Source organism: Sphaerospermopsis torques-reginae ITEP-024 (assembly GCF_019598945.1).
Classification (GTDB): Bacteria; Cyanobacteriota; Cyanobacteriia; order Cyanobacteriales; family Nostocaceae; genus Sphaerospermopsis.
Genome location: NZ_CP080598.1, coordinates 4935358 through 4960451, shown reverse-complemented (window position 1 = coordinate 4960451; position 25094 = coordinate 4935358). Strand labels below are relative to the sequence as shown.

The following is a 25094-nucleotide window of genomic DNA, read 5'->3' as shown; positions in this document are numbered from 1 at the left end:
TTATGCTGCAAGATATTATAGAAGTCATTCCTCAAGATAACTATCAACTCTATCTGAAATTTGAAGATGGAAAAGAAGGTATTATTGATGTTAGTCAATTAATTGAATTTACTGGTGTTTTTCAACCTTTACGGGATATAGAATATTTTAAAACTGTGAAAGTTAACCCTGAATGGGGAACAATTTATTGGGATAATGGCGCAGATTTAGATCCTGATGTTCTTTATTCCGTAATTACTGGTGAAGCTATTTCTAGCTATCATGGAAATAAATTTGATTCAGTCAAAGTTTAAATTTTTGGATTTTATTCGGCATTTTGGGGCGGATCTTTTGGGGTTCGTCCTTTTTTTGTTTTCTCACGCAGAGGCGCAGAGGACGCAGAGGAAGAGAGGTGTTATAATTGGTGTTATGGTTTTAATTTAGTGGATAGAGGTATATGAATCATCAACTCTATGAACAAGATTTTAATTTGTGGCGAGAAACTCTCGTTACACAAATCAAAGAAAAGCATTTTCATGATATTGATTGGGAGCATTTGCTGTTAGAATTAGAAGATATGGGTAAATCAGAAAAACGGTCTTTCTTGAGTAATTTAACAATTTTAATTGCTCATTTACTCAAGTTAATTGTTCAATCTGATGCACCGGAAATGATGAAAGGTAGTTGGTACAGTTCTATTACTGAACATCGTTTTAGAATTAAAAAAGATTTACAAGAAAATCCTTCATTTAAAAATTATCTCGATGAGGTAATTTCTGTAGCTTATACTGATGCTCGAAAACTGGCAATTAAAGAAGGTAAAAATGCTAAGTTTGGCGTGAGAAAACCAGATGAATCTGATTATCCTCTTGATTTACCTTTTACTTTAGAACAGTTATTAGATGATGATTTTTATGGAGATATGTTATAATATTCCATGTTTAAAATATTTATCAATTAGCTATTTCAAGATCCATGAAACGTCTTTACTACGGTGATAATCTCCAAGTTCTCAGAGAAAATATCCCCAATGAATCTATTGATTTAATTTATCTTGATCCGCCTTTTAATTCTAAAGCTAATTATAATATTCTCTTTAGAAATGCTACGGGTGAAAAATCAGAAGCGCAAATTACAGCATTTGAAGATACCTGGACATGGGGCATAGAGTCAGAAAGATTTTTAGATGAAATTAAAGATAAAAAAGGTGAATTATATCAATTTTTGGATTTATTAGTAAGAACATTAGGTAAAAATTCATTATCAGCTTATTTGGTAATGATGGCAATTAGATTAATAGAATTACATCGAGTTCTGAAATCTACAGGTAGTTTATATTTACATTGTGATACTACTGCCAGTCATTATTTAAAAATGATTCTAGATTTAATATTTGATGCCAGAAATTATCGTAATCAAATTACTTGGAGACGTACTAGCAGTCATAGCGATGCTAAAAAATATGCGAGAATTACAGATATTATTTTCTACTATGTCAAATCTAACAAATTTACTTGGAATCCTCAACGGTTGAGTTATTCTGAAGAATATATCAAACAATATTATTGTAATATTGATAGCGACGGTAGAAGATTTCAATTCGATAATTTAACCAACCCAAAAACAAGCAAAGGTTATTTCTATAAACTATTAGATTGTGATCCTCCTGAGAATGGTTGGAGAATGCCAGAATCTCGCGCCCAAGAGTGGTTAAGTCAAGGTAAAATTGCTATACCGCCAACAGGGAAAACACCACGTTATAAACGTTATTTAGATGAGGTGCAAGGTAAAGTCATTCCTGATATTTGGGATGATATACCACCTATTAATTCTCAAGCTAAGGAAGCTTTAGGATATCCTACCCAAAAACCTTTAACATTATTAGAAAGAATCATTCAAGCTAGTAGTAATCAAGATGATATCATTCTTGATCCATTTTGTGGATGTGGAACAGCAATACACGCAGCCGAAAATTTAGGCAGAAATTGGATCGGTATTGATATTACTCATTTAGCCATTTCTTTAATAGAAAAAAGATTAAGAGATGCTTTTCCTAGCAAATTTATTGAAGATGAAAATAAAAATCAAAAATTAGTACCAGGGATAGAATTTGAAGTTGAAGGTACACCAAAAGATTTAGCCGCAGCTATAGATTTATTTAACAGAGACGCTTATCAATTTCAATGGTGGGCGTGTTCTTTGGTAAATGCACAACCTTATAAAGATAAAAAGAAAGGTGCAGATGGGGGAATAGATGGTTTAATCTTTTTTGAAGATGTCATAGATATCAAAAAATCAAATAAAACCGCAGTCAAAAAAATCATTGTGAGTGTGAAAGGTGGAAAGAATATTAACGCTTCTATGATTAGAGATTTACGGGGTACAATGGAAACCAATAAAGCAGAAATTGGCTTATTTGTTACTCTCACACCTCCCACTCAACCCATGATTAAAGAAGCTGCATCTTCCGGTTTTTATAAAGCAGGAAATAGCAGGAATTACGCGAAAATTCAGATTTTAACTATTGAAGAACTATTAACAGGACAGAAGCGCCCAGAATTTTTTGATATGAAGCAGGGAGAGTTGACATTTAAAAAAGCACAAAGGGAAAATCAAGATATAGGAGAACAGGGGGAATTGTTTTAGATGATTTTTATGGAGATATTAACTAACAACAAAATCTGTATATCTATGCAGGTATATTTATCTAGATACAGCATATTTCAGATCAATCAGTTACAGAATCTAATTTGAAACCTATACAGAAAGAGAGTTTTACTTCTGACTCCTGACTCCTGCTGTATTTAGATGAAGCACGAGGTACATCTTGAGCTTCCTTGTCAGTTCCTAAAATTCCAGTTATCCTGTTCACACACTCCCCCTTTAGTATCCAGAAACAACTTCTCAACTCTAACCCCACAAAAAGTTTTAGACTGATAAAGACAAAACCGTTGATGGGAGTGTCAGCTGCTCAATTAGGAATCAAGAATCCCTATGTTAACAGGTACAATTTTGCAGAGTGGAAAATATACCATTATCCAAGAAATAGGGAGAGGTGGATTTGGTATTACTTTCAAAGCTACGCATCATTACTTAGGTCAAGAAGTAGTGATGAAAACTATTAACGAACGGCTCAGGCAACATCCTGATTTTCCTAAATTCGAGCGTCAATTTCAAGATGAAGCTAGAAGATTAGCCGCTTGCGTTCATCCCAATATAGTCCGAGTTAGTGACTTTTTTGAGGAAAATGGTTTACCTTACATGGTGATGGAATATATTCCGGGGGAAAATTTAGGACAAGCTTTTGTGTCACCAGGAATACCTTTATCAGAAGAAACCGCAATTCATTATATTCGCCAAATTGGGGCAGCATTACAGGTGGTACATAATAACGGTTTGCTGCACCGAGATATTAAACCTGATAATATTATTCTCCGCCAAGGCACTCAGGAAGTTATACTGATTGATTTTGGCATAGCCAGAGAATTTAATAGCGGTATTAAACAAACTCATACTGGTTTAGTGAGTGAAGGTTATGCACCTATTGAACAGTATTTAACCCAAGCACCACGCACCCCAGCTACCGATGTTTATGGTTTAGCAGCAACTTTGTATGCACTGTTAACCGGACAAGTTCCCACACCAGCATTATTACGAGATAGACAACCAATGCCTTCTCCTCGTGAACTGCAACCCCATCTGAGTGCAGCTATGAATCAAGCAGTTATGCGCGGTATGGCTGTGGAGTCTCGGTTTCGTCCGGCGACAGTAGCAGAATGGTTACAATTATTACCGATAAGCCGTTTGGAGATGACACCGCAATTACTCACTCAACCCGCACCAACAATTGATTTATCAGCCCTAAAAGCAGAAAATCGGCAAAAACAACCAGCACCTATTCCTGCTCCTACACCATCACCTGTACAAAAAGTTACAGCAATATCAAAGAAAAGCGGCTCATCTAAGGCATATATTGGCGTGGGTGTAGCTTTGGTAGCTATGACAGCAGGGTTTACCCTGACAAGAATGCCACCGAAATCTCAATCACAAGCCCCCAAGCCACTTTTTGAACAACCTCTTCAAGAACCTACTACACCACAACCTGTAGTTGAAACTACACCTTCACCGGAAAATCAAGATCATCAAACTAATTCTCCTGGTGAGTCGGCATCATTTTCTACTTCAGAACGACGCAAGCGCAGACGTAATTTTTCCCCAGAACTAATTCCCACTAACGAGAGTGTTTCTCCAGAAACTGCGCCTGAACAAGAAAACTCTTCAGAACTTACACCCGGCACAAATCCACAAACTACATCTGCACCTGTGGTTACTCCCACACCTTCATTAGTGGAGAAGCTACGGGAAGCTAAATCATCTCCTCAACCTACCTCATCTCCAGAAAAAGAAAAAGAAAATATCTCACCCCCTGCTATTGAAAATAACGACTCTGCTCAACCGGAAAAACCAGAAGAACCTGTAGTTATACCAACAGCACCACCACAACCGAAAAATTCTGTGGTTGTACCCACAACACCACCTAAGCAATCTGAGAGTACAGATTCTTCTGCTGTGGTTGTACCAACACAAGAAACAAATTCAAAAGAAAAAAATGCAAATGCACCTGCTAATAATAATTAGGGAATGCTATTGAAAGTCTTCTCGTGGAGGCAGGTAAGAGTTTGGTTGATCTGTTGGTAACAAAATTTTTTCATCTTTCCTAATCTCCTAGCAGATAGAGGAGTATATAAAAAATTATGCTCCATTAGCTAGAAGTTAGAAAATATTCAGGTTTTTATAATTTGAAGTCATTACGTAGTCTGCTTAAAAAACGTCATACACTCATCCTCTTAAATAGGAGAAATAATTATGACAATGACAGGATTAGATACTTTTGATGCTACTGTACAGAAAACAATTCCTTGGATTAATGAGTTAGGAAAAGAGTTAGGTTGGGAAAATAAACACCAAGTTTTTCAAGGTTTGCGAGCTACATTACACGCATTGCGCGATCGCTTGACTGTGGAAGAAGCTGCCCATTTAGGAGCGCAATTACCCATTCTTTTAGGTGGATTTTATTACGAAAATTGGCGACCAGGTGCAAAACAAACTAAAGATAGAACAAAGGAAGAATTTTTACAGCATATTCGGGATTATTTCCGCAATGTTAATGCTGATATTGATCCAGAAACTTTGGTGCGTGCAGTTTTTAAGGTTATGGCTCAAAGAGTTTCCCAAGGAGAAATTGAAGATGTTATTCACATGATGCCCCCTGCTTTGCGAGAACTTTGGCCGGAAGCTGTGCGTACTTAATTCTTTAATTAAAATGGGGCATTTTCATCTTTGTTGAGTTGCCCCAAAATACATTTCAATTGTGACAAATAAATAATTCTATACTGAGCTAGTTTCTACTTTTCTTATGAATTAACCGCAAAGTACGCAAAGGAAGATCAGGAAGATAATTAGTAATATTTTGGGGGAAAGGGAGTAAAATAAATATTTTCAGGGTATTTTGTTATTTACGAGTGACTGAGAATTAATATATAATATTTTCGCACCTTTATCATAAAAACAGATGACACAGGGGAAAATATTACTCGAACCAGGGACTTTATGGAAGAGGGTAAAACAAACTACAGCACACGCTTTAGAATGTGAAGCTTTAAAATCTATTCCCACAGAATTTGAATTTGTGGAACAAGATGGGGTTAAATTCTTAGTGAGAATTTTAGCAAATCTCAACCGTAAAAAAGCCGCTAAGGAACAACAAGAAAAACAAACTGCTAAGACAGGTAAAGAATTTAATCCCTTTTTACCTTATGAACAAGATTTATTTGTAACTGACATTTCAGAAACTCATGTTTGTATTTTAAATAAGTTCAATGTTGTTGATTATCACCTATTAATTATTACCCGTGCTTTTGAGGAACAGGAAAGTTTATTAACTCTCGAAGATTTTACGGCAATGTCGGCTTGTTTGGCTGATTTTGATGGGTTAGTATTTTATAATGGTGGTAAAATTGCTGGTGCAAGTCAGCGACATAGACATTTACAAATAGTACCAATTTCTGGAAAAGAAATACCCATTGCACCATTAATAGAAACAGTTAAATTTACAGAAGGTATCATAACTATACCCGGACTGCCTTTTTTACACGCTTTTACAACTTTTGCACCTAATGAAACAGCAGGGGTGACGTTAGCGAAATATTATGCTTTACTAGATATGGTAGGTATTCAGGCAGTTAATAATAATCAACAATCGGGAGCATATAATTTTTTGGCAACGAGAGAATGGATGTTAATTATACCACGTTTGCAGGAGGAATTTGAGTCAATTTCTATTAATTCTTTGGGCTTTGCTGGTGCTTTATTGGTGAGAAATACTGAACAAATGCAGCTAGTTAAAGATATTGGTCCAATGAATATTTTGAAAAACGTTGCTTTGAGAATTTAGATCCCCGACTTCTGAGAGCAATTGATAATTTTATACAGAAGACAAAAAAGAAGTCGGGGATCTGGTATTACAAATCAATAAAAATTATCTGCATTTATCTGCGTTTATCTGCGTTAAAAAATCTGTTTTCTTTCCATGAGGAAATTAATTTATGGAATCTCTAGATATAAAATGGATTAGATCGCAATTTCCCGCATTAAACCAAACCATTAACGGAAAACCGGCGATATTTTTTGATGGACCTGGGGGAACTCAAGTTCCCGGTGCAGTTTTGGATAATATCAGTGATTATTTAGTCAGGTCTAATGCTAACGCTCATGGTTATTTTACCACCAGTGCGCGAACAGATGCGGTAATTAATTCTGCCAGAGCAGCGATCGCTGATTTTTTAGGATGCGATCATGATGAAGTTGTATTTGGTGCAAATATGACTTCTCTCGCTTTTAGTGTCAGTCGTGCGATCGCTAGAGAATTACAACCAGGTGATGAAATTCTTGTCACTAAATTAGATCATGCAGCTAATATTTCTCCTTGGTTTGCTTTAGAAGAAAAAGGTGTAAATGTTCAATTTGTTGATATCAACATCTCAGATTGTACCCTAGATTTAAATGATTTAGAAACCAAAATTAATGAAAAAACAAAATTAGTTGCTGTCACCTATGCTTCTAATGCTGTGGGAACAATTAATGATATTGCAAAAATAGTCAAATTAGCCCATAGTTTTGGGGCTTTAGTTTTCGTTGATGCTGTGCATTATGCGCCCCATGCACCTATTAATGTCCATCATTTAGATTGTGATTTTCTCGCTTGTTCAGCTTATAAATTCTTTGCTCCCCATCTTGGTATTTTATACGCAAAAAGAGAACATTTAACCAGATTTTCTCCTTATAAAGTTAGACCTGCATCTAATGAAGTTCCATCAAGATGGGAAACAGGAACATTAAATCATGAAGGTTTAGCGGGATTAGTAGCAACAATTAATTATTTAGCAAAATTAGGTTGTCACGTTTCTCCAACTTTAGATAATGAATTACTGGAATCTTTAATAGCAGCAGATAGAGAAGGTTTAACTAGTTTTCATTGTCCCCGGTTTTTAACTTCGGAAACACAAGAAAACCATGAATTAACATCTGCTTATCATAGTCGTCGTGCAGCTTTATTAGCAGCAATGACAGCGATTCAACAATATGAAAGAGAGTTAAGTAAAAAATTGATTTCTGGGTTGTTAAAAATTCCTGGAATTAAGGTTTATGGAATTACAGAACCGGAAAAATTTAATTGGAGAACTCCCACAGTTTCAATCACAATTGAGGGGAAAACATCAGCAGAAATAGCGAAGTTTTTAGGAGAACAGGGAATATTTACTTGGCATGGAAATTTCTATGCTATTGAACTTACAGAAAAGTTAGGTGTAGAAACATCAGGAGGGTTATTAAGAATTGGATTAGCACATTATAATACTGTAGATGAAATTGGGGAATTTTTGCAGATTTTAAAACTGTAATTGGTAATGGGTGAGGGATACTATTTTACGGAAAAGTTTCTTATCCTTCCCCATTATTTTGACGGTGGTTTGCAGCTTGCAATAACAAAGATTCAGCAAAAGCGATCGCCTGATTTGCAGATTTTCCCCCTGCTAATTGTGCTAATTCATCTCGACGGGTTTTTAAATTATCTAAACTGGTAACTCTCACGACGGTTCTTTGTTCAGTGTTACCATTTTTATTAATTACTTGTTTATCAACTCGAAAATGTCTATCTGCCATTGCAGCAACTAAAGGTTGATGAGTCACACATAAAACTTGTTGATTTTGACTTAATTGATGTAATTTTTCGGCAATAGCTTGGGCAACTCTACCAGATACACCCACATCAATTTCATCAAATATCATTGTTTCCGCCCCATCTTGTTGATTAAAACAAGCTTTTAAAGCTAATAAAAATCGGCTCATTTCCCCACCAGAAGCAATTTCTGTTAACGGTTGAATAGGTTCACCAGGGTTAGGACTAAACATAAAAGTAATTTTATCTGCACCCGTTGATGTGGGAGAAGTTGGTGTAATTTCTACTTGAAATTTTACCTTTTCCATTGCTAAAGGTTTCAGTTCAGCTAATAAATGAGATGCTAAATTGGCCGCAGTTTGCTGACGTAGTTGGGTTAATTGTTGACTCATTTGTACAAGATATTGTAAACAAACTTGTTCTTGTTGTTCTAAAGATTCTATAGATTGTTCTTGGTTATTAAGTTCAGCTAATTCTATCTGAATCCGTTGATAATATTCAATAGCTTCTGTGAGAGTTGGTCCATATTTTCGACAAATTTGTTTTAATTCCCGGATGCGTTCTTCTACTTCTTCTAATCTTTGCGGATCAGCTTCTAAACTTTCCCCATAAATGCTAATTTGTCTCCCCACTTCCATCACTGTAGCGACTGCATCCCGCACTAATTCTAAAATCGGTTGCAGTTGAGAATCAAACTCAACAATATGATTTAATATAGTTTCACTATCACCTAATAAATCAGCAGCAGTAGGACTTTCTGCATCATTTTGATATAAAGATTGATAAATTTTATAACTCATTTGTTGCAAGTCAACAACATGATTTAGCCTTTCCCTTTCCTGGTTTAATAGTTCCATTTCTTGCGGATCATCGAGATTTGCTGCACTCAATTCCTGAACTTGATAGGTGAGTAAATCGAGTTGTTGTAAACGTTCTCTTTCCGAAGTGCGGCGTTTTTCTAAAGTTTGGTATGCTTGTTGATAAGCACTATAAGCAACAGCTACTTGTTGACGTTTTTGAATTAAATTATCACCACCATATAAATCTAACCAATCTCGCACCTGTGCAGATTGTCCCACTTGTACAGTTTGACCTTGGGCAGTAATTTCTACTAGGCGATCGCGCAAATTTACCATCATTTGCCGATTTACTAACACCCCATTTACCCGTGATCTACTGCGGATATTATTGTTATTTGCGGTAATTTCTCGACTAATAATTATTGAATTATCATCAATTAAATCAATTTCTTGTTCACTTAACCAAGCCGATAAAATTGCATTAATACTAAAAGTTCCTTCTACTAAAGCGCGACTTGTTCCAGTGCGAATCACACGACTAGAAATTTTACCACCTAAAATCGCATCAATCGCATCTAAAATGATTGACTTTCCCGCGCCGGTTTCACCGGTTAAAACATTCAAACCAGCACCAAATTCTAATTCTAACTGGTCAATGAGGGCAAAATTTTCAATTCTGAGGCACAGCAACATCAGGCCACAATCTCCGTGAAGTAAATGCCGGATTTTTAGAATACTTCTTAATTTTATCCCGATCCAGTCGGTAATGTATAGATGTTTATTCTTTGAATTGCAGGGTAAGTAACTAATGTTACTAAGTTGGGCTGAATAGGATTTACAGGATTAAAGAATCAACCTAAGAATTACTCACAGAATACTCCACTGAACAAGGGTTATCAATACGTTTGGAAGCATCTAATATTTCAATGCCAATAATATTTCCAGATTCGTCATAATCTAAAATAACTCCTGGTTTTTCTTCATCACTTTCTTCAACTTGTACATCACTGAATATAATTCTTAAAACATCAACTTCTGCGTTGTATGTGATTTTCATAATTCTCTCCAGTATTTCTCAATTTTGCTAGTGCGATAAACAGTAATTACAACTTTAGGATCAACATCATCTGCCACAATAACACGCAGTAAGAAAAGTTTACCAGTACCAAAATCAATTTTGGATTGATATACTTTACGTCCTTCTCTTTCAAGGAGAATTTGTTGAGGATGGTCTAAAACCGATTCAACTAAAGAAACAGAAATTTGTCGACGTTCCATTTCTGTTTGTGCGTGACGAGAAATCTGGTATCTCATTTCATATCTATATTAATCTTATCAACCAACTTTTTCCTGATTCAAGAATAAACATAATTGAATATATAGGTTAGATTTTAGTAATGTTCCTAAAATCAATTATAGCCTCATCCTGTTCATCCTTAAATCCTGAAAATCCTAATTCTGACAACTACAAACCCAAAGTACTACCCATAAAACCCGCAACATCAAAGTAACGAGTATCACCCACAGTCTGATATTTTAACACCGTCTTCAAGCCATTTTCTGCTGGTGCAGATTCTAAAACATGAGATTTAAAATTTACCTCATTTACACCACCACGTAAAGCTTCATTTAACACCCTTCCCACCAGTTTACCCTGTGCCGGAACTTGTAAATTTAGCACTTTTGCCAGAGTTACAGCCACATCTGCATTACTCACAGGTGCTTTATCTACATATTGCTTTTTAAAGTCAGGTCCGATGGCAGTCATGATATTAAAAGTATCCGCACGGCTAAAACTTCCGTGCATTCCTTGACCTTGTTGTAAAGTAGTATCAGCTACAACCACACCGCAAGCTGTGGGTACACCACAACCCGTATCAAAAGAACGGAAATTAACAACAATGGATGGTGTAGGAGTGCGTGATTTTCCTTGTAATTTGATTGCACTTAAAGGTAATGTACCAGGAATTTCACCTAAAGCATCATTAACAAACAAACCACTTACATAATCTTGTTGGAGGAGAGAATTAACAATTTTTTGGGCGTAATCTTTTTGATTTTCATTATTTGGTAAATTAGGTAAATAAATTAAATCAGAACCACCATTCCCAGCAATAATTATCTCTGGATTTTGCGGATTTTTGCCTAAAATACTATTAGTAGAAAATTGTCCTTTTGTTGGTTCAACTATTGCATTTTCCTGATCTGGATTAAATAAATCAAGTTCTAAATCATGGGCTAAATCAATTCCTAAAAAACCAGGAGGTAAAAAACCAGCAGGGACATTTTCATAAGTGAGACTTGCTGCATAACTGGTTTTACTTTCTTTACTAATGGTAGAAAAACCATGATCCGCAGTCACAAATATATTTGTGGTTTTTGCCAAATCTAATTTTTTTAGAGTAGCGATAATCTGCGCTAAATTATTATCAACATTGCGCTTTGCCGCTTGCACAGTAGGACCATTGATACCAGGAACAAGTTGATTTAAACTATCACCATGATTGTGTTGTGTTCCATCTGGATCACGGGACCAATAAACCAAAACAAAAGGTTTTTTTCGTTGTTTAAAAAGCGGTAAAATCACCTTAGTTGTCGCATCTACAAAATATTGCTGTTGTTTAATATTGGCAACTTTTGCACCGGGATTTTTACTATCACCAGCTTTACCATTTTCACCCCGTGATGGTGTAATTAAAGGTAGGGAATTTTGGGTTAATAATTTGCTAATTTCCTCACTCAAAGGTATTCCTGTTGATGTACCAGTAGCGTCATCAATAATAATTGTTGGTTTACCCGTTTCTTGAGTGACATCTTGAATTAAAACTGGTCCTAATTTCCCCACAGCAGCAGTGCTAAAACCTGATTTTTTTGCTATCGCTAAAAGACTAACTTCGTTAAGAAAATTATTACCAAATTGTTGGTTAACTTCTCTGAGAACTGCGTCATTTTCTAAAAATGGAACTATGGTATTTTTTGCACTTTTAAGTGGTTTATTAACTTTAATATTATTGCTAAAATCTCCTGTATCACCTAAATAATGACCTGTCGCAATCACAGAAGCATTAGCTGTGGTAAAAGTAGGAAATAGAGAATGGGAGTTAACAAAATTTACACCCTGTTCTTTAATTGACTGTAAAGTGGGTGTGTCAGTAGCATTTACAGTCATAGGACGTAAACCATCAGTCACAAAAATAACTGCATTATGTGGTTTATTTTCTCCAGCAAAAACCTGAAAACAGGCTAAAATAGCTATTAAAGAAAATAATAAGCTAACTGATAAAATAACCCAGCGATAACCTTGTGTGAAAATCGTCATCATCTTCGTGATTTTTAGGACATGAAGATTTTACAATTTATAGCATCAAATAATACTTAAATTTCTGTAAAGAATCATCAGATTAAGATCCCCCTTAGTCCCCCTGAAAAAGGGGGAAACAATAGGCATTTTTAGCCCCCGCTTTTCAAGGGGGGTTGGGGGGATTGCCTACGGCACGCTACGCGAACAAAACCTTAAAATAAAAGTATTGATCCTCGACTTCTCAACAAAAGTCGGGGATCTGAGGAATTACGCAAGATTAAAAATTAATAATAAGAAAAAACCGCAAATCACAAGTTTAAAAAATTAACAAACAGTTTGGCGAGTCTTTTCCGCATTGATGGGTTTAACGAGGTAAAGCTTCAACATATACCATACGATATTTATAATCAATGGTATCTTGTGGAAGAACTTCTCAATCACAGATTTGTTACTGTTTTTGAGATCAATTAATTTCTGATTATTGATTGCACATTGTTCCAAATTCCAGAAGAAATAGGGATGATTTGTATCCAGAATCACAGGAAAAGCCCTAGCTGCGGTTTTGTTGGTTTCTGTGATGACTTGAGTATTGTATTTACGGGGATGAATTCCTAAAATTTCATAAAAATTCGCCCGTTCAAAAACTGTCATTGTATGGGTGACAAACACAGTTAATAGGAAAAAACGCACCCATAAGCGTGCTTTCCAATTATTCCATAACTGGGGTTGAGAACGTAACAACGCCTTGAAAAAGTCACCATGTCTATTCTCATCTTGACACCAACTTTCAAACTTCCTAAATAAAGGATAAAATTGAAATTCTGGATTTTGTGCGATATGGCGATATACCAAAATATAACGCCAATAACCGATTTTTTCCGATAGGTAAACTGTATAAATTACCCATTCTGGAGGAAAGAAAGTATAAGTCCGGTTTTTAGTAAGATAACTCAAGTCAAGGGATAAATTAAAATCCGCCATTGACTTGTTTAAAAAACCTGCATGACGGGCTTCATCCCGTGCTAAATATTCAAATGCTTCAGAGAGTAAAGGATTACTGTTTTTGAGACGACGAGATAATTCTTTAAACAGTAAAAACCCGGAAAATTCAGAAGTACAAGACCTTTCTAAAAAGTCAATAAAGGCAAGTCTTTTTTCTCCCTGAATGTGATCCCAAGACTGTTTAAATTCATCATCTCTGATAAAATGATGGCGGTTATAATCTGCCTTGAGTTCATCAACTATAGCTCTGATTTCTTCTTCATGACCAGAGATATCCATTTTCGCCACAGCATCAAAATCTGTGGTATAAAATCGGGGTGTTAATAATGTTTCTTGAACAGGTGCTTTGACACCTGGTTTCAACAACTCAACTGGGGGAGTTTCTAAAGACTTAACCATGATACTCCTTTTGCTATTTTATCCTTGTAGAATTATCTAAGCATAAATAGTAATGAGTAGTCATCAGTTAAATTATTGAAAGTATTTTGTACAAAATCATCTGAGATAATTTAGCAATTACAGAAAAATTTTTAGGGCATTTTTCCTAGATTTACTTACTCATTTTTGCTTTTGCTGCTAGTGATGGATACTTACCAACTTCTATTAAAAATATTCTTTCTTGAATCCGATCATCATTGTTAAAATCAAGAATACGCGCTGTTACTTCACCGATATCTGTTAATGGTTGAATCACAGCTTCATCAAGTCGAAAATGATCACCCCAGAAGTCTCGACGGGGATTAAAAAATCTCACCAGTTCACCATTTCGCCAATTTATTGAACCTAAATCTGTGCCTTTTTGCAAATTACAAAAAACACACGCATAACAAAGATTATCCTCTGTGCTTGTTCCACCGTGTTTAACGCTAATTATATGGTCAACTTGACAAGATAAGGTATCTTCTTCTGAAATTAGACAATATTCACAGATATTTCCAGCACGTTCCACAACTAACCGCCTTGTTTCTAAATTAATGTAAGTACGAGACATTTTATTTACTCTCAGTGTTGATATACTTATGAGCCTTAGCTTTAGCTAATCTGATAATATGTTCTAGATTCAGAAAAATATCTAACTCCCGTTTTTCTTCTTTAGTGATTTCATTATTTTTAGCTTTATCAATTAAATCTTCTAAACGGTTTTGTGCTGTTTCCGAAAGGTGGAAATTAATTAAACTTTCGGGAGTAGTACCAGCAGCAATAAAATCTATAAATTCATCGTAGACTGTAATGGTTTTTACAGATGTATTCATAGCAGTATCCTTTTTTATTATTTTAACTGTTATTTACAAGTATATACATAAAATTCAGTAATTATTTTCAATCCAAGTAAATTTATTTATCAATACAAAAAATAGAGTAATTTTACTCAATAAAATATCATCAAATCCTGAATATCTTTATATTTAAAAGTCTAAAGAAATATGAATATCTTTATATTAATAAGAAGATTGATAGTTAAATATTTTGTAAGAGATAAAAATTGCCTTGTTCTTTATCAGCGGTGGTATTTGCTGGATAGATCGGCGCAAAACCCATATCTCTAAAATAACAATTTTTTCATGTTGACATCGACTGTGAACTGGTAAACGAGTCGGTGACTATTGAGCAAATTAGGCGCTTGAAAATGAAGGAAGCAACAATGAGTAATAATTTCGCCCTCAAACTGCGTTCTGGTACTCAACAAGCTCATACAGATGCAGAAAATGTCGGTTTTATGAAATGTTTTGTCCAAGGAGTTGTAGACCGAGAATGTTTTAGTAAATTTCTGAGTAATCTGTATTTTGTTTACAGTGAACTAGAAGCAGCAATTGAGAAGCATAAACAACATCCTGTAATTAGTGTAATGTATTTTCCTGAACTAAATCGCCAAGCATCTCTAGAACAAGATATGTTATTTTATCATGGTAATCTCTGGCGAAATTTCATTACACCATCCACAGCAACTCAAAAATACCTGGCGCGTATTCACCAACTTTCTACCCATGAACCTGCTTTATTATTAGGTCATGCTTATACTCGTTATATGGGTGATCTTTCCGGTGGACAAATGCTACAAAAAATCGCTCAGTCAGCTTTGAAATTGTCTGGTTATGAAGGAACTGAGTTTTATAACTTTGCCCAAATTCCCGATAAACAGGCATTCAAAAACAAGTATCGTCAAGCATTGGATAATGTGCCTGTTGATGATGTGATGGCTGATAAAATTGTAGCAGAAGCTAACCATGCTTTCTACTTAAATATGGAGATAATTAAAGAGTTAGAACCAATTTTAATGCAAGCATTAGGTCGAGCTACATACAACGACCTAGTTTGATATTTTCACTCTGTAAATTACCTGCAAACTAAAAAAAACCGCTCCTACTCTTCTTCCTTCGCGTACTTTGCGTACTTTGCGGTTTATTTCCAACAATAGTATTCACCACCCAACAAATTTGTGTAGTCGTGAATTCTATACCCCACAAAAGCAGATAGTATTTTAAATCAAAACCGGGTTTCTTGCAGTAATTCCTAGCTATTTAGTTTCATTATTTGAAGCTAAAAATACAAATGTTTTGGCAATTGGTAACAAAAGATAAATATCAACCTATTGCCAATCTACAAATTCAAACCCAACTCAAACCCAATTCCAAATTAGTACAACTACTAGGCATTCAATTAACAGTAACTCGGAGGTTTTGATGGTCTTTCTATTACCTGGTGTCAAATTCGATTTGGATCTGATCAAAAAGTATGACACCCGCGCACCCAGATATACTAGCTACCCACCAGCTACAGAATTAACTGAAACATTTACCGCGCCAGACTTTGAAAGAGCCATCATTAATTCTAATCAACGTCAAACGCCCCTATCTTTATATTTCCACATTCCTTTTTGTCAGAGTGCTTGTTATTTTTGTGGCTGTAATACAGTTATTTCTAATAACAAGAATATCGCTAAACCTTATCTCCAAAATTTAGCGCGGGAAATCCAAAATACCAGCGAATTAATAGATACAAGTCGCAAAGTTTTGCAAATTCACTGGGGTGGTGGAACACCAAATTATTTGGAACTAAGTCAAGTTGAATTTTTGTGGAATAAGATTAATCGTTATTTCACTATTGATGAAAATGCAGAAGTTTCTATTGAAATTAACCCTCGCTATGTCAATAGAGAATATATCCGATTTCTTAGAGATATTGGCTTTAATCGCATTAGTTTTGGTATCCAAGACTTTAACCCAGAAGTACAACAAGCAGTCAACCGTATCCAACCAGAAAAAATGCTGTTTGAAGCAATGGGTTGGATTAGAGAGGCTAATTTTGCTAGTGTAAATGTAGATTTAATTTATGGTTTACCCTACCAAAATCTACATACTTTTAGAGAAACTGTCAAAAAGACAATTGCTCTAGATCCTGATCGAGTTGTGGTGTTTAATTTTGCCTATGTTCCTTGGATGAAACCTGTACAAAAAAGAATTGATCCGGCTACATTACCGGGCGCTCAGGAAAAGTTAGATATCCTGAAAATGACCATTGAGGAATTAACAAATAATGAGTATTTGTTTATCGGTATGGATCATTTTGCCAAAACTAATAATGAATTGGCGATCGCTCAACAAAATGGTACTCTTAAACGCAACTTCCAAGGTTATACAACTCACGCAGAAACCGAACTTTTTGGTTTTGGTTCTACATCTATTAGTATGTTAGAAGATGCTTATGCTCAAAACCATAAAGGGTTAAAGGACTATTATCAAGCTGTAACAGCAGGTATTCTTCCCACCAGTAAAGGCATTAAATTAACCCAAGATGATATCATCAGACGGGATGTAATTATGTCTATTATGTCTCACTTCCAGTTACATAAATCAGACATTGAAAAGAAATATCACATCAATTTTGATGGATATTTTGCCCAGGAACTAGAAGAATTAAAACCCCTGGAAGATGATGGACTTGTAAATTTATTAGCCGACGAAATCCAAATTACTGATACTGGTAGATTATTGGTGAGAAATATCGCCGTTAACTTCGATACTCATAGCAGAATTAAAGAAACTAAATTCTCTCGTGCTATTTGAGTATGGTAATTGGTAATTGGTAATTGGTAATTGGTAATTGGTAATTGGTAATTGGTGATTGGTAATTGGTGATTGGTTAAATACCCTAATTATCTAATAATTGGGGTATATTTTTATGTTGATGGAATTAACAGGAATTAACAATTATGATAGCCTGAATCCTTTATCTACAACTTTTGATTTAAATAAATATATCATCAGGTAGAAAAATTTATCTTTCAATACTAATAAATTTGATACAGTATAAATTATAGAGGTAATCGGCAATGATTAATATTATTGCTTGGATAATTTTAGGACTATTAGCTGGTGCGCTTGCCAAAGCTGTTTATCCTGGTCATCAAGGCGGTGGCATTGTCTCAACAATAATTTTAGGTATTGTAGGTGCTTTTATCGGTGGAACTTTATTTACACTTCTCCGCACAGGAACTCTACAACTTTCGGCTGCTACTTTAAGTATTCCCGGTCTTTTGGTGGCAATAATTGGTGCGATACTTGCGATTTATTTATGGACGCTATTCCAAAGAAGTAGCCGAGCATAAGTTCAATTTTAGATTTTAGATTTTAGATTTTAGATTTTGGATTTTGGATTTTAGATTCGGGATTTTAGATTTTGGGTTTTGAAGTTGGAAATTTGAATTAATTGTATTGTATGTTTTTTCACAAAAAAGAACCGATTCATTTTGTCAAAGTTGATGAACCTAACCCCCGCTTTGCTCAATTACTTCTAGAGCAATTTGGCGGTGCAACTGGAGAACTCACAGCCGCTTTGCAATATTGGGTGCAATCTTTTCATGTTGAAAATCCTGGTATTCGGGATATGCTCCAAGATATTGCTATTGAAGAATTTGGTCATTTAGAAATGGTTGGTAAACTCATAGAATCTCATACAAAAAATACCGACCAAACCGAAGCTTACAGAAGCACTCTTTTTGCTCTTCGCGGAATCGGACCTCATTTTCTTGATAGTCAAGGTCATGCTTGGACTGCAAATTATTTGAATGAAGGTGGTGATGTAGTTCGAGATTTACGGGCGAATATTGGCGCAGAAGCTGGCGCAAGGCAAACTTATGAGGAGTTAATTAAACTATCCACAGATCAAGGAACTAAAAATACTTTAGTTCATTTATTAACAAGAGAAATTTCTCATACCCAAATGTTTATGAAAGCTTTGGATTCTTTGGGTAAGTTGACTGATCCTATTTTTGGCAATGTTCAACCAGATGAAACTGTCTCTCTTTATTACAACTTATCAAAAAACGGAACTGAGCCAGATCAACGAGGTCCTTGGAATTCTGAACCAACATTTAATTACATTGCCAATCCTTTAGAATCTCGAACTTAATAATTAGTAATAATTAGGGGTTGCTGAGAAAGTCTTTCTGTCAGGGGATAGGAGTCAGGAGTTTTTTATTTTGGATTTTGGATTTTGGATTTTGGATTGTTTTTGTTATCTCCAATCTAAAATCTAAAATCTAAAATTTTCTTCCCCTGTCACCTCTCACCTACTGACTTTGCTATTAACCCTAACTGCAAACCAGGGGGAAAAGTCCCTTCTTCTTTAATCCGCTTTATTTCCCCTTCGCTGATTTGCAAATTTAACTTTTGTGCTAAACACTTGACAGTATCTCCCCGATCAATCACACCAGCTACCGCACCTGCGGGAGAAAGTACGGTGATTTGGGGTAGCTGTTCGTTTTCTAGTTTGTTGATAACGTCTGCTAAAGAAGTTGATTCGCTGACAGTGGGTATTGTGTTCAGGGGATGAACAATAGTTTGCAAAGTTTCAGTTTCCCACTGACTTCTTTCGGTTGTCCGCAAATCATCAATTTTCACCAAACCCCGATAACGTCCATCGGATGCAGCAAAATAAGTATGTGCAATGTGTGATGTATGGGGAAAAGATGTATCTAAAAGATATAAGTCCGCAAACTCCCGTAATGTTTTATTTGCATCAACTACGCGAAAATCACGAGTCATTGCGTCAGATGCTTGGAGTTTAATCAGAGTTTCTTGCAGGGTGGTAACATTGTCATAGGTATTGGCGTTACGAATTGCAAACCAACCTAATAATACAATCCACAAACCTGTTACCAATTCCTGGGTAAAGAAATCTAGAGCAAATCCGAAAGCGATCGCACAATAACCTAAAATTTGTCCAGACTTAGCCGCCCAATGTACCGCTTGAAAGCGATCGCCTGTAATTTTCCACAGTGCTGCTTTTAATACCTGTCCCCCATCCAAAGGTAAACCGGGAATCAAGTTAAATAAAGCCACAACCAAGTTAATTCTTGCTAAATCCCTGACCATAACATTTAATAATGTAGTATCAGGAATCACTTGATAACCTAGAGTTAACAACAAAAACAGGATAATACTTACCACAGGACCAGCGATCGCCACTTGAAAAGCTTTACCTGGAGTTTTTGACTCTTCCTCTATCGCCGCAATACCACCAAAGAAAAACAGCGTAATGGAATTAACTTTAATTCCTTGGGACTGCGCCACTAAACTATGCCCCAACTCATGCAACAGCACAGAAGTAAATAACAGCAGTGCCATTACCAGTCCCGCACTCCAAGCTGTGACAGTTCCCCATCCTTGGTAAGCAACCCCAAAATTTAAAGTTGCCAACCCAACAATTACAAACCATAGGGAGTCCAAAAACAGAGGAATGCCAAATAAAGATCCAATTTGCCAATTTTTTTGCATTACATCAATTTATTTATATATTTCTTATATTTCTCACCATAGCAGAAGGCAGGGGAAGTAGGAGAGGTAGGGGAGGTAGAAGTTATTAATTACAGCAGCTATCAGCTTGAAAATCCTTTTGGTGTAAGGTTTTGTGATCTAAATTTGTACCTCATTCACGTCGAAACTGCTGTATCAATTATCAATTATCAATTATCAATTATCAATTTTCAATTTTCAATTTTCAATTTTCCATTAGTTCCCAGTCCCCAGACATAAAAAAGCGGTAAGTAAGTTAATGTTTACCTACCGCCGAATTTTTAAGTTACTCTCTAGTAAAAGAGCATTAAATTAAACTTATAAACGACCGATGTTAGTCAGTCCTAAAACAATACCAATACCAATTACATGACCGAAAGCCATTGCACCGATAAAACCTGCTACACTTACGGGAAGTAAAGGCATTTGGGGTCCTACTTTGGGTGCTTTACTTGCCAAACTGAGTAAAAGTACCACCAAACAACTGGCACTGATAATAATACCAACTGTAGGACTCCACTCAGGTGTAGCGGGTACGGATGCTGCTGCTAATAAAATAGATGATAACAAGATGTATTCTCCTATGATGAAAAATGAATCCAAACCTACAAAATTATAGAATTAGCTAGGACAAAGCAAAAGTTTTTCCTTTAAATTAATGTACTTTTGTAATTATTTTTAATTTCCCCCGTCATTTATTACACTTATCTTACACTTAAATGCGAGTTAAAATTTGCGGAATTACTCAACCACAGCAGTCTTTAGCTATAGCTAATTTAGGTGCAACCGCACTAGGTTTTATCTGTGTACAAACTTCACCACGCTACGTTACTATAGAGCAAATACGAGCAGCAGTATCACCATTGCCAGATAATATTGATAAAATTGGTGTTTTTGCCAATAGCAGCATTTTACAAATTAGTGAAGTTGTACAAGCATCTAATTTAACGGGTGTACAGTTGCACGGAGATGAAACACCAGAATTTTGTTATCAATTACGTCAGATTTTACCAAACATAGAAATTATTAAAGCTTTGCGAGTGAGAAATTTACAACAACTAGAAACCACAGCTAATTATATTGATTATGTAGATAGTTTACTATTAGATGCTTACCATCCCCAACAATTAGGAGGAACAGGAAAAACATTAGATTGGGAAATGTTACAAGCTTATAAACCTAGTCGTCCTTGGTTTTTAGCAGGAGGACTAACACCAGATAATATTTTAACAGCTTTAAATCAAATTCATCCCAATGGAATTGATTTATCTAGTGGTGTAGAACGTTCACCAGGAGATAAAGATTTAGATAAGGTGGCGTTGTTGTTTGCTAAGTTAAAATCTTTGTGAGTATTCAGCTATCAGTAATCAGTAATCAGTTTACTGAAAGCTGATAAATGAATGATTTTGTCTGAATCAGGATATCCAGGATTTAAGGATAGATTACATCAGGTTTTATGCTAGTTGTTTTTTGTGTTTGATTTGTCGTATATTGAGAATAAGCGATCGCTCAAATCTTTAGGTAGTGATAAAATAGAAAAATCAGGACAAAAAATAAGGATGAAAATAAAGACAACGGTGTTTAATTTTTAGCTTAGGAGTTAATGATGGAAACAATTACTATTAATGTTGAGCATGAAGTAGCGAAAGCTTATCGAGAAGCAGAAGTTAACAAACAACAAAAACTCAGTCTCATAGTTAAGTTATTCTTTCAACCTGATTTTGCTAATAAAACTTTAAGTCAAGTGATGGAAGAAATTGCTGATAAAGCCGAAAAGAGAGGTTTAACACCAGAGATATTACAAGAAATTCTAGATGATGAAGATGAATAATGATGAATAAGCGTTTTGTCTTGGATAATAATATTTTAGTTAGTGCATTGCTAATTAAAAATTCTCCTCCTTTTCAGATCATAAAACTAATAGAATCACAGGGATTAATTTTATATTCTGAAGCAACATTATTAGAACTTAATCGAGTTTTAAGTCGCAAGAAATTTGAGAGATATTTTACCCTAGAGGAAAAGCAAGAATTTATTCTTAAACTAATCGAGATGTCTGAATTGGTAGAAATAAAAGAACTTATTACTATTTGTCGTGATCCTAAAGATGATAAATTCTTGGAATTAGCAATTAGCGGTAAAGCTGATTTTATTATTACTGGTGATCAAGATTTATTAATTTTAAATCCTTTTAGAGATATTGAAATTATTACTGCAAATGAATTTTTGACTAGGTTTAATTAATTTTATTTGTCTGAATCAGGATAACCAGGATTTGAGGATGTACGGGATGTTATTTACTAATTATCTATTGTTGAATGATATTATGTTTATTATTTTATTTGTCTGAATCAGGATAACCAGGATTTGAGGATGTACGGGATGTTATTTACTAATTATCCATTGTTGAATGATATTATGTTTATCATCTTCTGAATTGAGATGATCAAAATCATTTTACATTCTATCCTGTAAATCCTTTAATCCTGGACATCCTGATTCTGACATTTTAATTAAACGCAGATGAACGCAGATAAACGCGGATATCAGGTAAAGAAAAGGGAACTTCATCACTAGAAATAGGAGGTAAAGGTTTTTCTTTTTTGAGTTTACCCTCAGTAATTAATTGTTCTTTTTCCGCTTTGATTTTAGCCAGAAGTGCAACAGCATCCGTATCAGGATCACCTTTTTGAATCGGGTTTCGTTTACGCCATTCTGCTGTTAATTTACCAGATATCGCTTCTTGTAAAATCGCTTGTTTTAACAGAAGTAATGTTTTTTGTTGAAAAATACTTTTATGTTTTAGATTGTCAATATAATGTATAGAATCTAGAAAAATTTTTGCTTTCTGAAAGAAATCTTTATAAAAGGGGTCTAAGGAATATAAACACAATTCAATATCTTTTTTCTCTATTAGAAATTTATCAATTTTCTCAAGTATTTCAACAATTTTGAATTGATATTCATACTTTAAAACAACTACATCAAATCTAGCTAAGTCATTTTTATTAAATCCGCCTTGTGCGCTACGACTAATACTTCTTAACTGGTTTTGAAACTTGGAATTATGCAGCCAATAAAATAAAAATTTGTTGTTAATTTTGATTAGTGGTTCTATTTTTGCACAGGCAACATTATATGCACCACTTTTACCAGTTAATATTTTTCCAACTGACGCACCATAACGGCCAAGTATTATATCATCTTCTGAACAGATTTTATTATTTTTAGAAATTGGAATGAATGTTGGGGTTGACTCGGAGGAAAAATCCCTTATTTGCAAAAATCTGACATAACCTTCTTCCGGGTGATCAATGAAATGTTTTTTAGGAGGTTGTGTTCCACCTAATGTATTAAAAAAGTCAGTAAACTTACCTGAAATAAAATAATCAGGATATTGATTAACTAAATCAAGCAAAGCATTAACACTTGATTGAATACTAATATCTCTTAATGGTTGCTTTTGATAAATTGAAGTTAGATCAGACATTTTTAATCTCTTTAGTTAATAAATCCAAAATTCTATCACTTTCCTTTAAAGAATCATGCAACATCCCCAACAACTCCACAGAACTATAACCCCTTTCCACTTCCTGAACATGAGGATTTTTCACATCCAAATTAAAACCATTCTTCTCTAACTCCTCAAAACTTACCCGCCATGCTTGCTCATTTTCCTCTCTTTTATGCCACCATTTCTTTAAATCCTGAAACTCATTTTTATTAATCGGTTTTGTCTTAGAATACGCCTTCACACCTTCCGGTAATTGATGTTCCCAATACCAAATTTCCTTAGTCGGTTCACCCTTAGTAAAAAATAACAAATTAGTCGCCACCGAAGCATAAGGTTGAAACACAGAATTAGGTAAACGGATAATAGTATGCAAATTACAAGACTCTAATAAATGCTGACGAATACGCGCTTTTACCCCATCCCCTGTTAACGAACCATCAGGTAAAATAATACCAGCCCGTCCCCCATCATGTAAATACCTAACTATTAATAATAAAAACAAATCTGCACTTTCTGTAGTGCGATAATTCATGGGAAAATTATCTTCTACTCCATCTGTTACCGAAGCACCAAAAGGAGGGTTAGCTAAAATCACATCAACCCGATCTTTACTATTAATAGAAGTATATTCTCGATTTAAACTATCTGTATATTCAATATTGGGAACTTCAATTTCATGTAAAAATAAATTTGTTACCGCTAACATAAAGGGTAAAGGTTTAAATTCCATACCCTTAATCGTTTTTTCTAAAGTTTGCAAATCTCGGACATTATCAACACCTTGCAAACGTAAATGATTAATTGCACAAGTTAAAAAACCACCCGTACCACAAGCAGGATCGAGAACAATTTCCCCCAACATCGGGTTAACCATTTCCGTCATAAATTCAGTTAAAGCGCGGGGTGTGTAAAATTCCCCATAAGCGCCCGCAGTTTGTAATTCTCGCAAAATCGTTTCATAAATATCACCGAACAAATGACGATCTTCCGAACTTTCAAAATCAATTTCATTGAGACTATTTAACACCTGACGGATAATAGTCCCATTTTTCATATAATTATTAGTACCTTGAAAAATCTCTTTAATAATTACTGCGCGTTGATTCCCGGTGCTAGTATCTAAATTTCGCAAAGCGGGGAATAATTCTTTATCAATAAAATCCCGTAACTCATCACCAGTTAATGATTTTTTCCCATTAGTCATTCCCTGTTGAGAAACCGCCCAGTTACACCAGCGTAAATGTTCAGGAATAGGAGAAATAAAATCATCTTTGATTAATTCTAACTCATGATCACTTGCATCTAAAATTTTCAGAAACAATAACCAACCTAACTGTTCAATTCTTTGTCCATCACCAGAAACACCTGGATCTTTCCGCATGAAATTACGTAAACTTTTAATACTACCGCCGAGATTTTTCATTTATTTCTAACCAGTAATTTGAGTAAATTAATATCTAATAATTAA

General features: G+C 35.0%; 26 protein-coding genes. 14 read left to right on the top strand and 12 right to left on the bottom strand.

Going from position 1 to position 25094, the window contains the following annotated elements:
• The first annotated feature begins 2 nt into the window (after positions 1–2).
• From K2F26_RS23015 to K2F26_RS23005, 3 genes are all read left to right on the top strand, one after another.
• Positions 3–293 carry a DUF2442 domain-containing protein gene (locus K2F26_RS23015; RefSeq protein WP_220609639.1) on the top strand — a complete coding sequence of 97 codons (291 nt, stop codon included), beginning with the start codon at positions 3–5 and terminating at the stop codon, positions 291–293.
• 143 nt (positions 294–436) lie between these two features.
• Entirely contained in the window at positions 437–910 is a 474-nt protein-coding gene (locus K2F26_RS23010; RefSeq protein ID WP_220609638.1) for a DUF29 domain-containing protein, read from the top strand.
• 44 nt (positions 911–954) lie between these two features.
• On the top strand, positions 955–2625 hold the full coding sequence (locus K2F26_RS23005) for a DNA methyltransferase (RefSeq protein ID WP_220609637.1): 1671 nt from the start codon (positions 955–957) through the stop codon (positions 2623–2625).
• A gap of 82 nt (positions 2626–2707) precedes the next feature.
• Here the strand turns inward: K2F26_RS23005 and K2F26_RS23000 are convergent, their stop codons facing one another.
• On the bottom strand, positions 2708–2851 hold the full coding sequence (locus tag K2F26_RS23000; RefSeq protein WP_220609636.1) for a hypothetical protein: 144 nt from the start codon (positions 2849–2851) through the stop codon (positions 2708–2710).
• Positions 2852–2973: 122 nt separating this feature from the next.
• On the opposite strand from K2F26_RS23000, the gene K2F26_RS22995 reads away from it, so the two are divergent.
• The 4 genes from K2F26_RS22995 (at position 2974) to K2F26_RS22980 (ending at position 7937) form a co-directional block, all read left to right on the top strand.
• Complete coding sequence (locus K2F26_RS22995; protein WP_220609635.1) at positions 2974–4617, top strand: serine/threonine protein kinase; 1644 nt, start codon at positions 2974–2976, stop codon at positions 4615–4617.
• Between the two features lie 228 nt (positions 4618–4845).
• Positions 4846–5289, top strand: a complete 444-nt coding sequence (locus K2F26_RS22990; RefSeq protein ID WP_194053765.1) for a DUF2267 domain-containing protein — start codon at positions 4846–4848, stop codon at positions 5287–5289.
• 262 nt (positions 5290–5551) lie between these two features.
• Entirely contained in the window at positions 5552–6433 is an 882-nt protein-coding gene (locus K2F26_RS22985) for an ATP adenylyltransferase family protein (protein ID WP_220609634.1), read from the top strand.
• A gap of 151 nt (positions 6434–6584) precedes the next feature.
• Entirely contained in the window at positions 6585–7937 is a 1353-nt protein-coding gene (locus K2F26_RS22980; protein WP_194053762.1) for a cysteine desulfurase-like protein, read from the top strand.
• A 40-nt stretch (positions 7938–7977) separates the two neighbouring features.
• Here the strand turns inward: K2F26_RS22980 and recN are convergent, their stop codons facing one another.
• The 7 genes from recN to K2F26_RS22945 all read right to left on the bottom strand — a co-directional run bounded on the left by recN (position 7978) and on the right by K2F26_RS22945 (position 14571).
• Complete coding sequence (gene recN, locus K2F26_RS22975; RefSeq protein WP_220609633.1) at positions 7978–9708, bottom strand: DNA repair protein RecN; 1731 nt, start codon at positions 9706–9708, stop codon at positions 7978–7980.
• A 163-nt stretch (positions 9709–9871) separates the two neighbouring features.
• On the bottom strand, positions 9872–10072 hold the full coding sequence (locus tag K2F26_RS22970; protein ID WP_190647462.1) for a DUF2283 domain-containing protein: 201 nt from the start codon (positions 10070–10072) through the stop codon (positions 9872–9874).
• Positions 10069–10329: a DUF4258 domain-containing protein gene (locus K2F26_RS22965; RefSeq protein WP_220609632.1), complete on the bottom strand. Its 261-nt coding sequence runs from the start codon at positions 10327–10329 to the stop codon at positions 10069–10071. The genes K2F26_RS22970 and K2F26_RS22965 overlap by 4 nt, the downstream gene beginning before the upstream one ends.
• A gap of 151 nt (positions 10330–10480) precedes the next feature.
• On the bottom strand, positions 10481–12337 hold the full coding sequence (locus tag K2F26_RS22960; protein WP_246605463.1) for an alkaline phosphatase family protein: 1857 nt from the start codon (positions 12335–12337) through the stop codon (positions 10481–10483).
• A 303-nt stretch (positions 12338–12640) separates the two neighbouring features.
• A complete protein-coding gene (gene acsF, locus K2F26_RS22955) occupies positions 12641–13717 on the bottom strand; it encodes a magnesium-protoporphyrin IX monomethyl ester (oxidative) cyclase (RefSeq protein WP_220609631.1) in 1077 nt (358 codons plus the stop codon).
• Between the two features lie 151 nt (positions 13718–13868).
• Positions 13869–14309, bottom strand: a complete 441-nt coding sequence (locus tag K2F26_RS22950; protein WP_220609630.1) for an HNH endonuclease — start codon at positions 14307–14309, stop codon at positions 13869–13871.
• A 1-nt stretch (position 14310) separates the two neighbouring features.
• The gene (locus tag K2F26_RS22945) at positions 14311–14571 is read right to left on the bottom strand and encodes a hypothetical protein (RefSeq protein ID WP_220609629.1); all 261 of its coding nucleotides are present in this window, start codon (positions 14569–14571) and stop codon (positions 14311–14313) included.
• 389 nt (positions 14572–14960) lie between these two features.
• Here K2F26_RS22945 and K2F26_RS22940 point away from each other — a divergent pair, with 389 nt between their 5' ends.
• The 4 genes from K2F26_RS22940 to K2F26_RS22925 all read left to right on the top strand — a co-directional run bounded on the left by K2F26_RS22940 (position 14961) and on the right by K2F26_RS22925 (position 18727).
• Positions 14961–15635 carry a biliverdin-producing heme oxygenase gene (locus tag K2F26_RS22940; RefSeq protein WP_194053756.1) on the top strand — a complete coding sequence of 225 codons (675 nt, stop codon included), beginning with the start codon at positions 14961–14963 and terminating at the stop codon, positions 15633–15635.
• 364 nt (positions 15636–15999) lie between these two features.
• A complete protein-coding gene (hemN, locus tag K2F26_RS22935; protein ID WP_220609628.1) occupies positions 16000–17382 on the top strand; it encodes an oxygen-independent coproporphyrinogen III oxidase in 1383 nt (460 codons plus the stop codon).
• A 269-nt stretch (positions 17383–17651) separates the two neighbouring features.
• On the top strand, positions 17652–17924 hold the full coding sequence (locus K2F26_RS22930) for a GlsB/YeaQ/YmgE family stress response membrane protein (RefSeq protein WP_220611999.1): 273 nt from the start codon (positions 17652–17654) through the stop codon (positions 17922–17924).
• A gap of 110 nt (positions 17925–18034) precedes the next feature.
• On the top strand, positions 18035–18727 hold the full coding sequence (locus K2F26_RS22925) for a manganese catalase family protein (RefSeq protein WP_220609627.1): 693 nt from the start codon (positions 18035–18037) through the stop codon (positions 18725–18727).
• Positions 18728–18876: 149 nt separating this feature from the next.
• Here the strand turns inward: K2F26_RS22925 and K2F26_RS22920 are convergent, their stop codons facing one another.
• Both K2F26_RS22920 and psaK read right to left on the bottom strand, forming a co-directional pair.
• A complete protein-coding gene (locus K2F26_RS22920; RefSeq protein ID WP_220609626.1) occupies positions 18877–20094 on the bottom strand; it encodes a site-2 protease family protein in 1218 nt (405 codons plus the stop codon).
• Between the two features lie 336 nt (positions 20095–20430).
• On the bottom strand, positions 20431–20682 hold the full coding sequence (gene psaK, locus K2F26_RS22915; RefSeq protein ID WP_096572347.1) for a photosystem I reaction center subunit PsaK: 252 nt from the start codon (positions 20680–20682) through the stop codon (positions 20431–20433).
• 149 nt (positions 20683–20831) lie between these two features.
• Here psaK and K2F26_RS22910 point away from each other — a divergent pair, with 149 nt between their 5' ends.
• From K2F26_RS22910 to K2F26_RS22900, 3 genes are all read left to right on the top strand, one after another.
• Positions 20832–21461, top strand: coding sequence for a phosphoribosylanthranilate isomerase (locus K2F26_RS22910; RefSeq protein WP_220609625.1), 630 nt, complete (start codon positions 20832–20834; stop codon positions 21459–21461).
• A 254-nt stretch (positions 21462–21715) separates the two neighbouring features.
• Complete coding sequence (locus tag K2F26_RS22905; RefSeq protein WP_220609624.1) at positions 21716–21943, top strand: hypothetical protein; 228 nt, start codon at positions 21716–21718, stop codon at positions 21941–21943.
• Positions 21943–22356, top strand: a complete 414-nt coding sequence (locus K2F26_RS22900) for a putative toxin-antitoxin system toxin component, PIN family (protein ID WP_220609623.1) — start codon at positions 21943–21945, stop codon at positions 22354–22356. The genes K2F26_RS22905 and K2F26_RS22900 overlap by 1 nt, the downstream gene beginning before the upstream one ends.
• A gap of 265 nt (positions 22357–22621) precedes the next feature.
• Here the strand turns inward: K2F26_RS22900 and K2F26_RS22895 are convergent, their stop codons facing one another.
• Positions 22622–23602, bottom strand: coding sequence for a restriction endonuclease subunit S (locus tag K2F26_RS22895; RefSeq protein WP_220609622.1), 981 nt, complete (start codon positions 23600–23602; stop codon positions 22622–22624).
• Positions 23595–25049, bottom strand: coding sequence for an HsdM family class I SAM-dependent methyltransferase (locus K2F26_RS22890; protein ID WP_220609621.1), 1455 nt, complete (start codon positions 25047–25049; stop codon positions 23595–23597). Before K2F26_RS22890 ends, K2F26_RS22895 begins: the two co-directional genes overlap by 8 nt.
• Between the last annotated feature and the right edge of the window lie 45 nt (positions 25050–25094).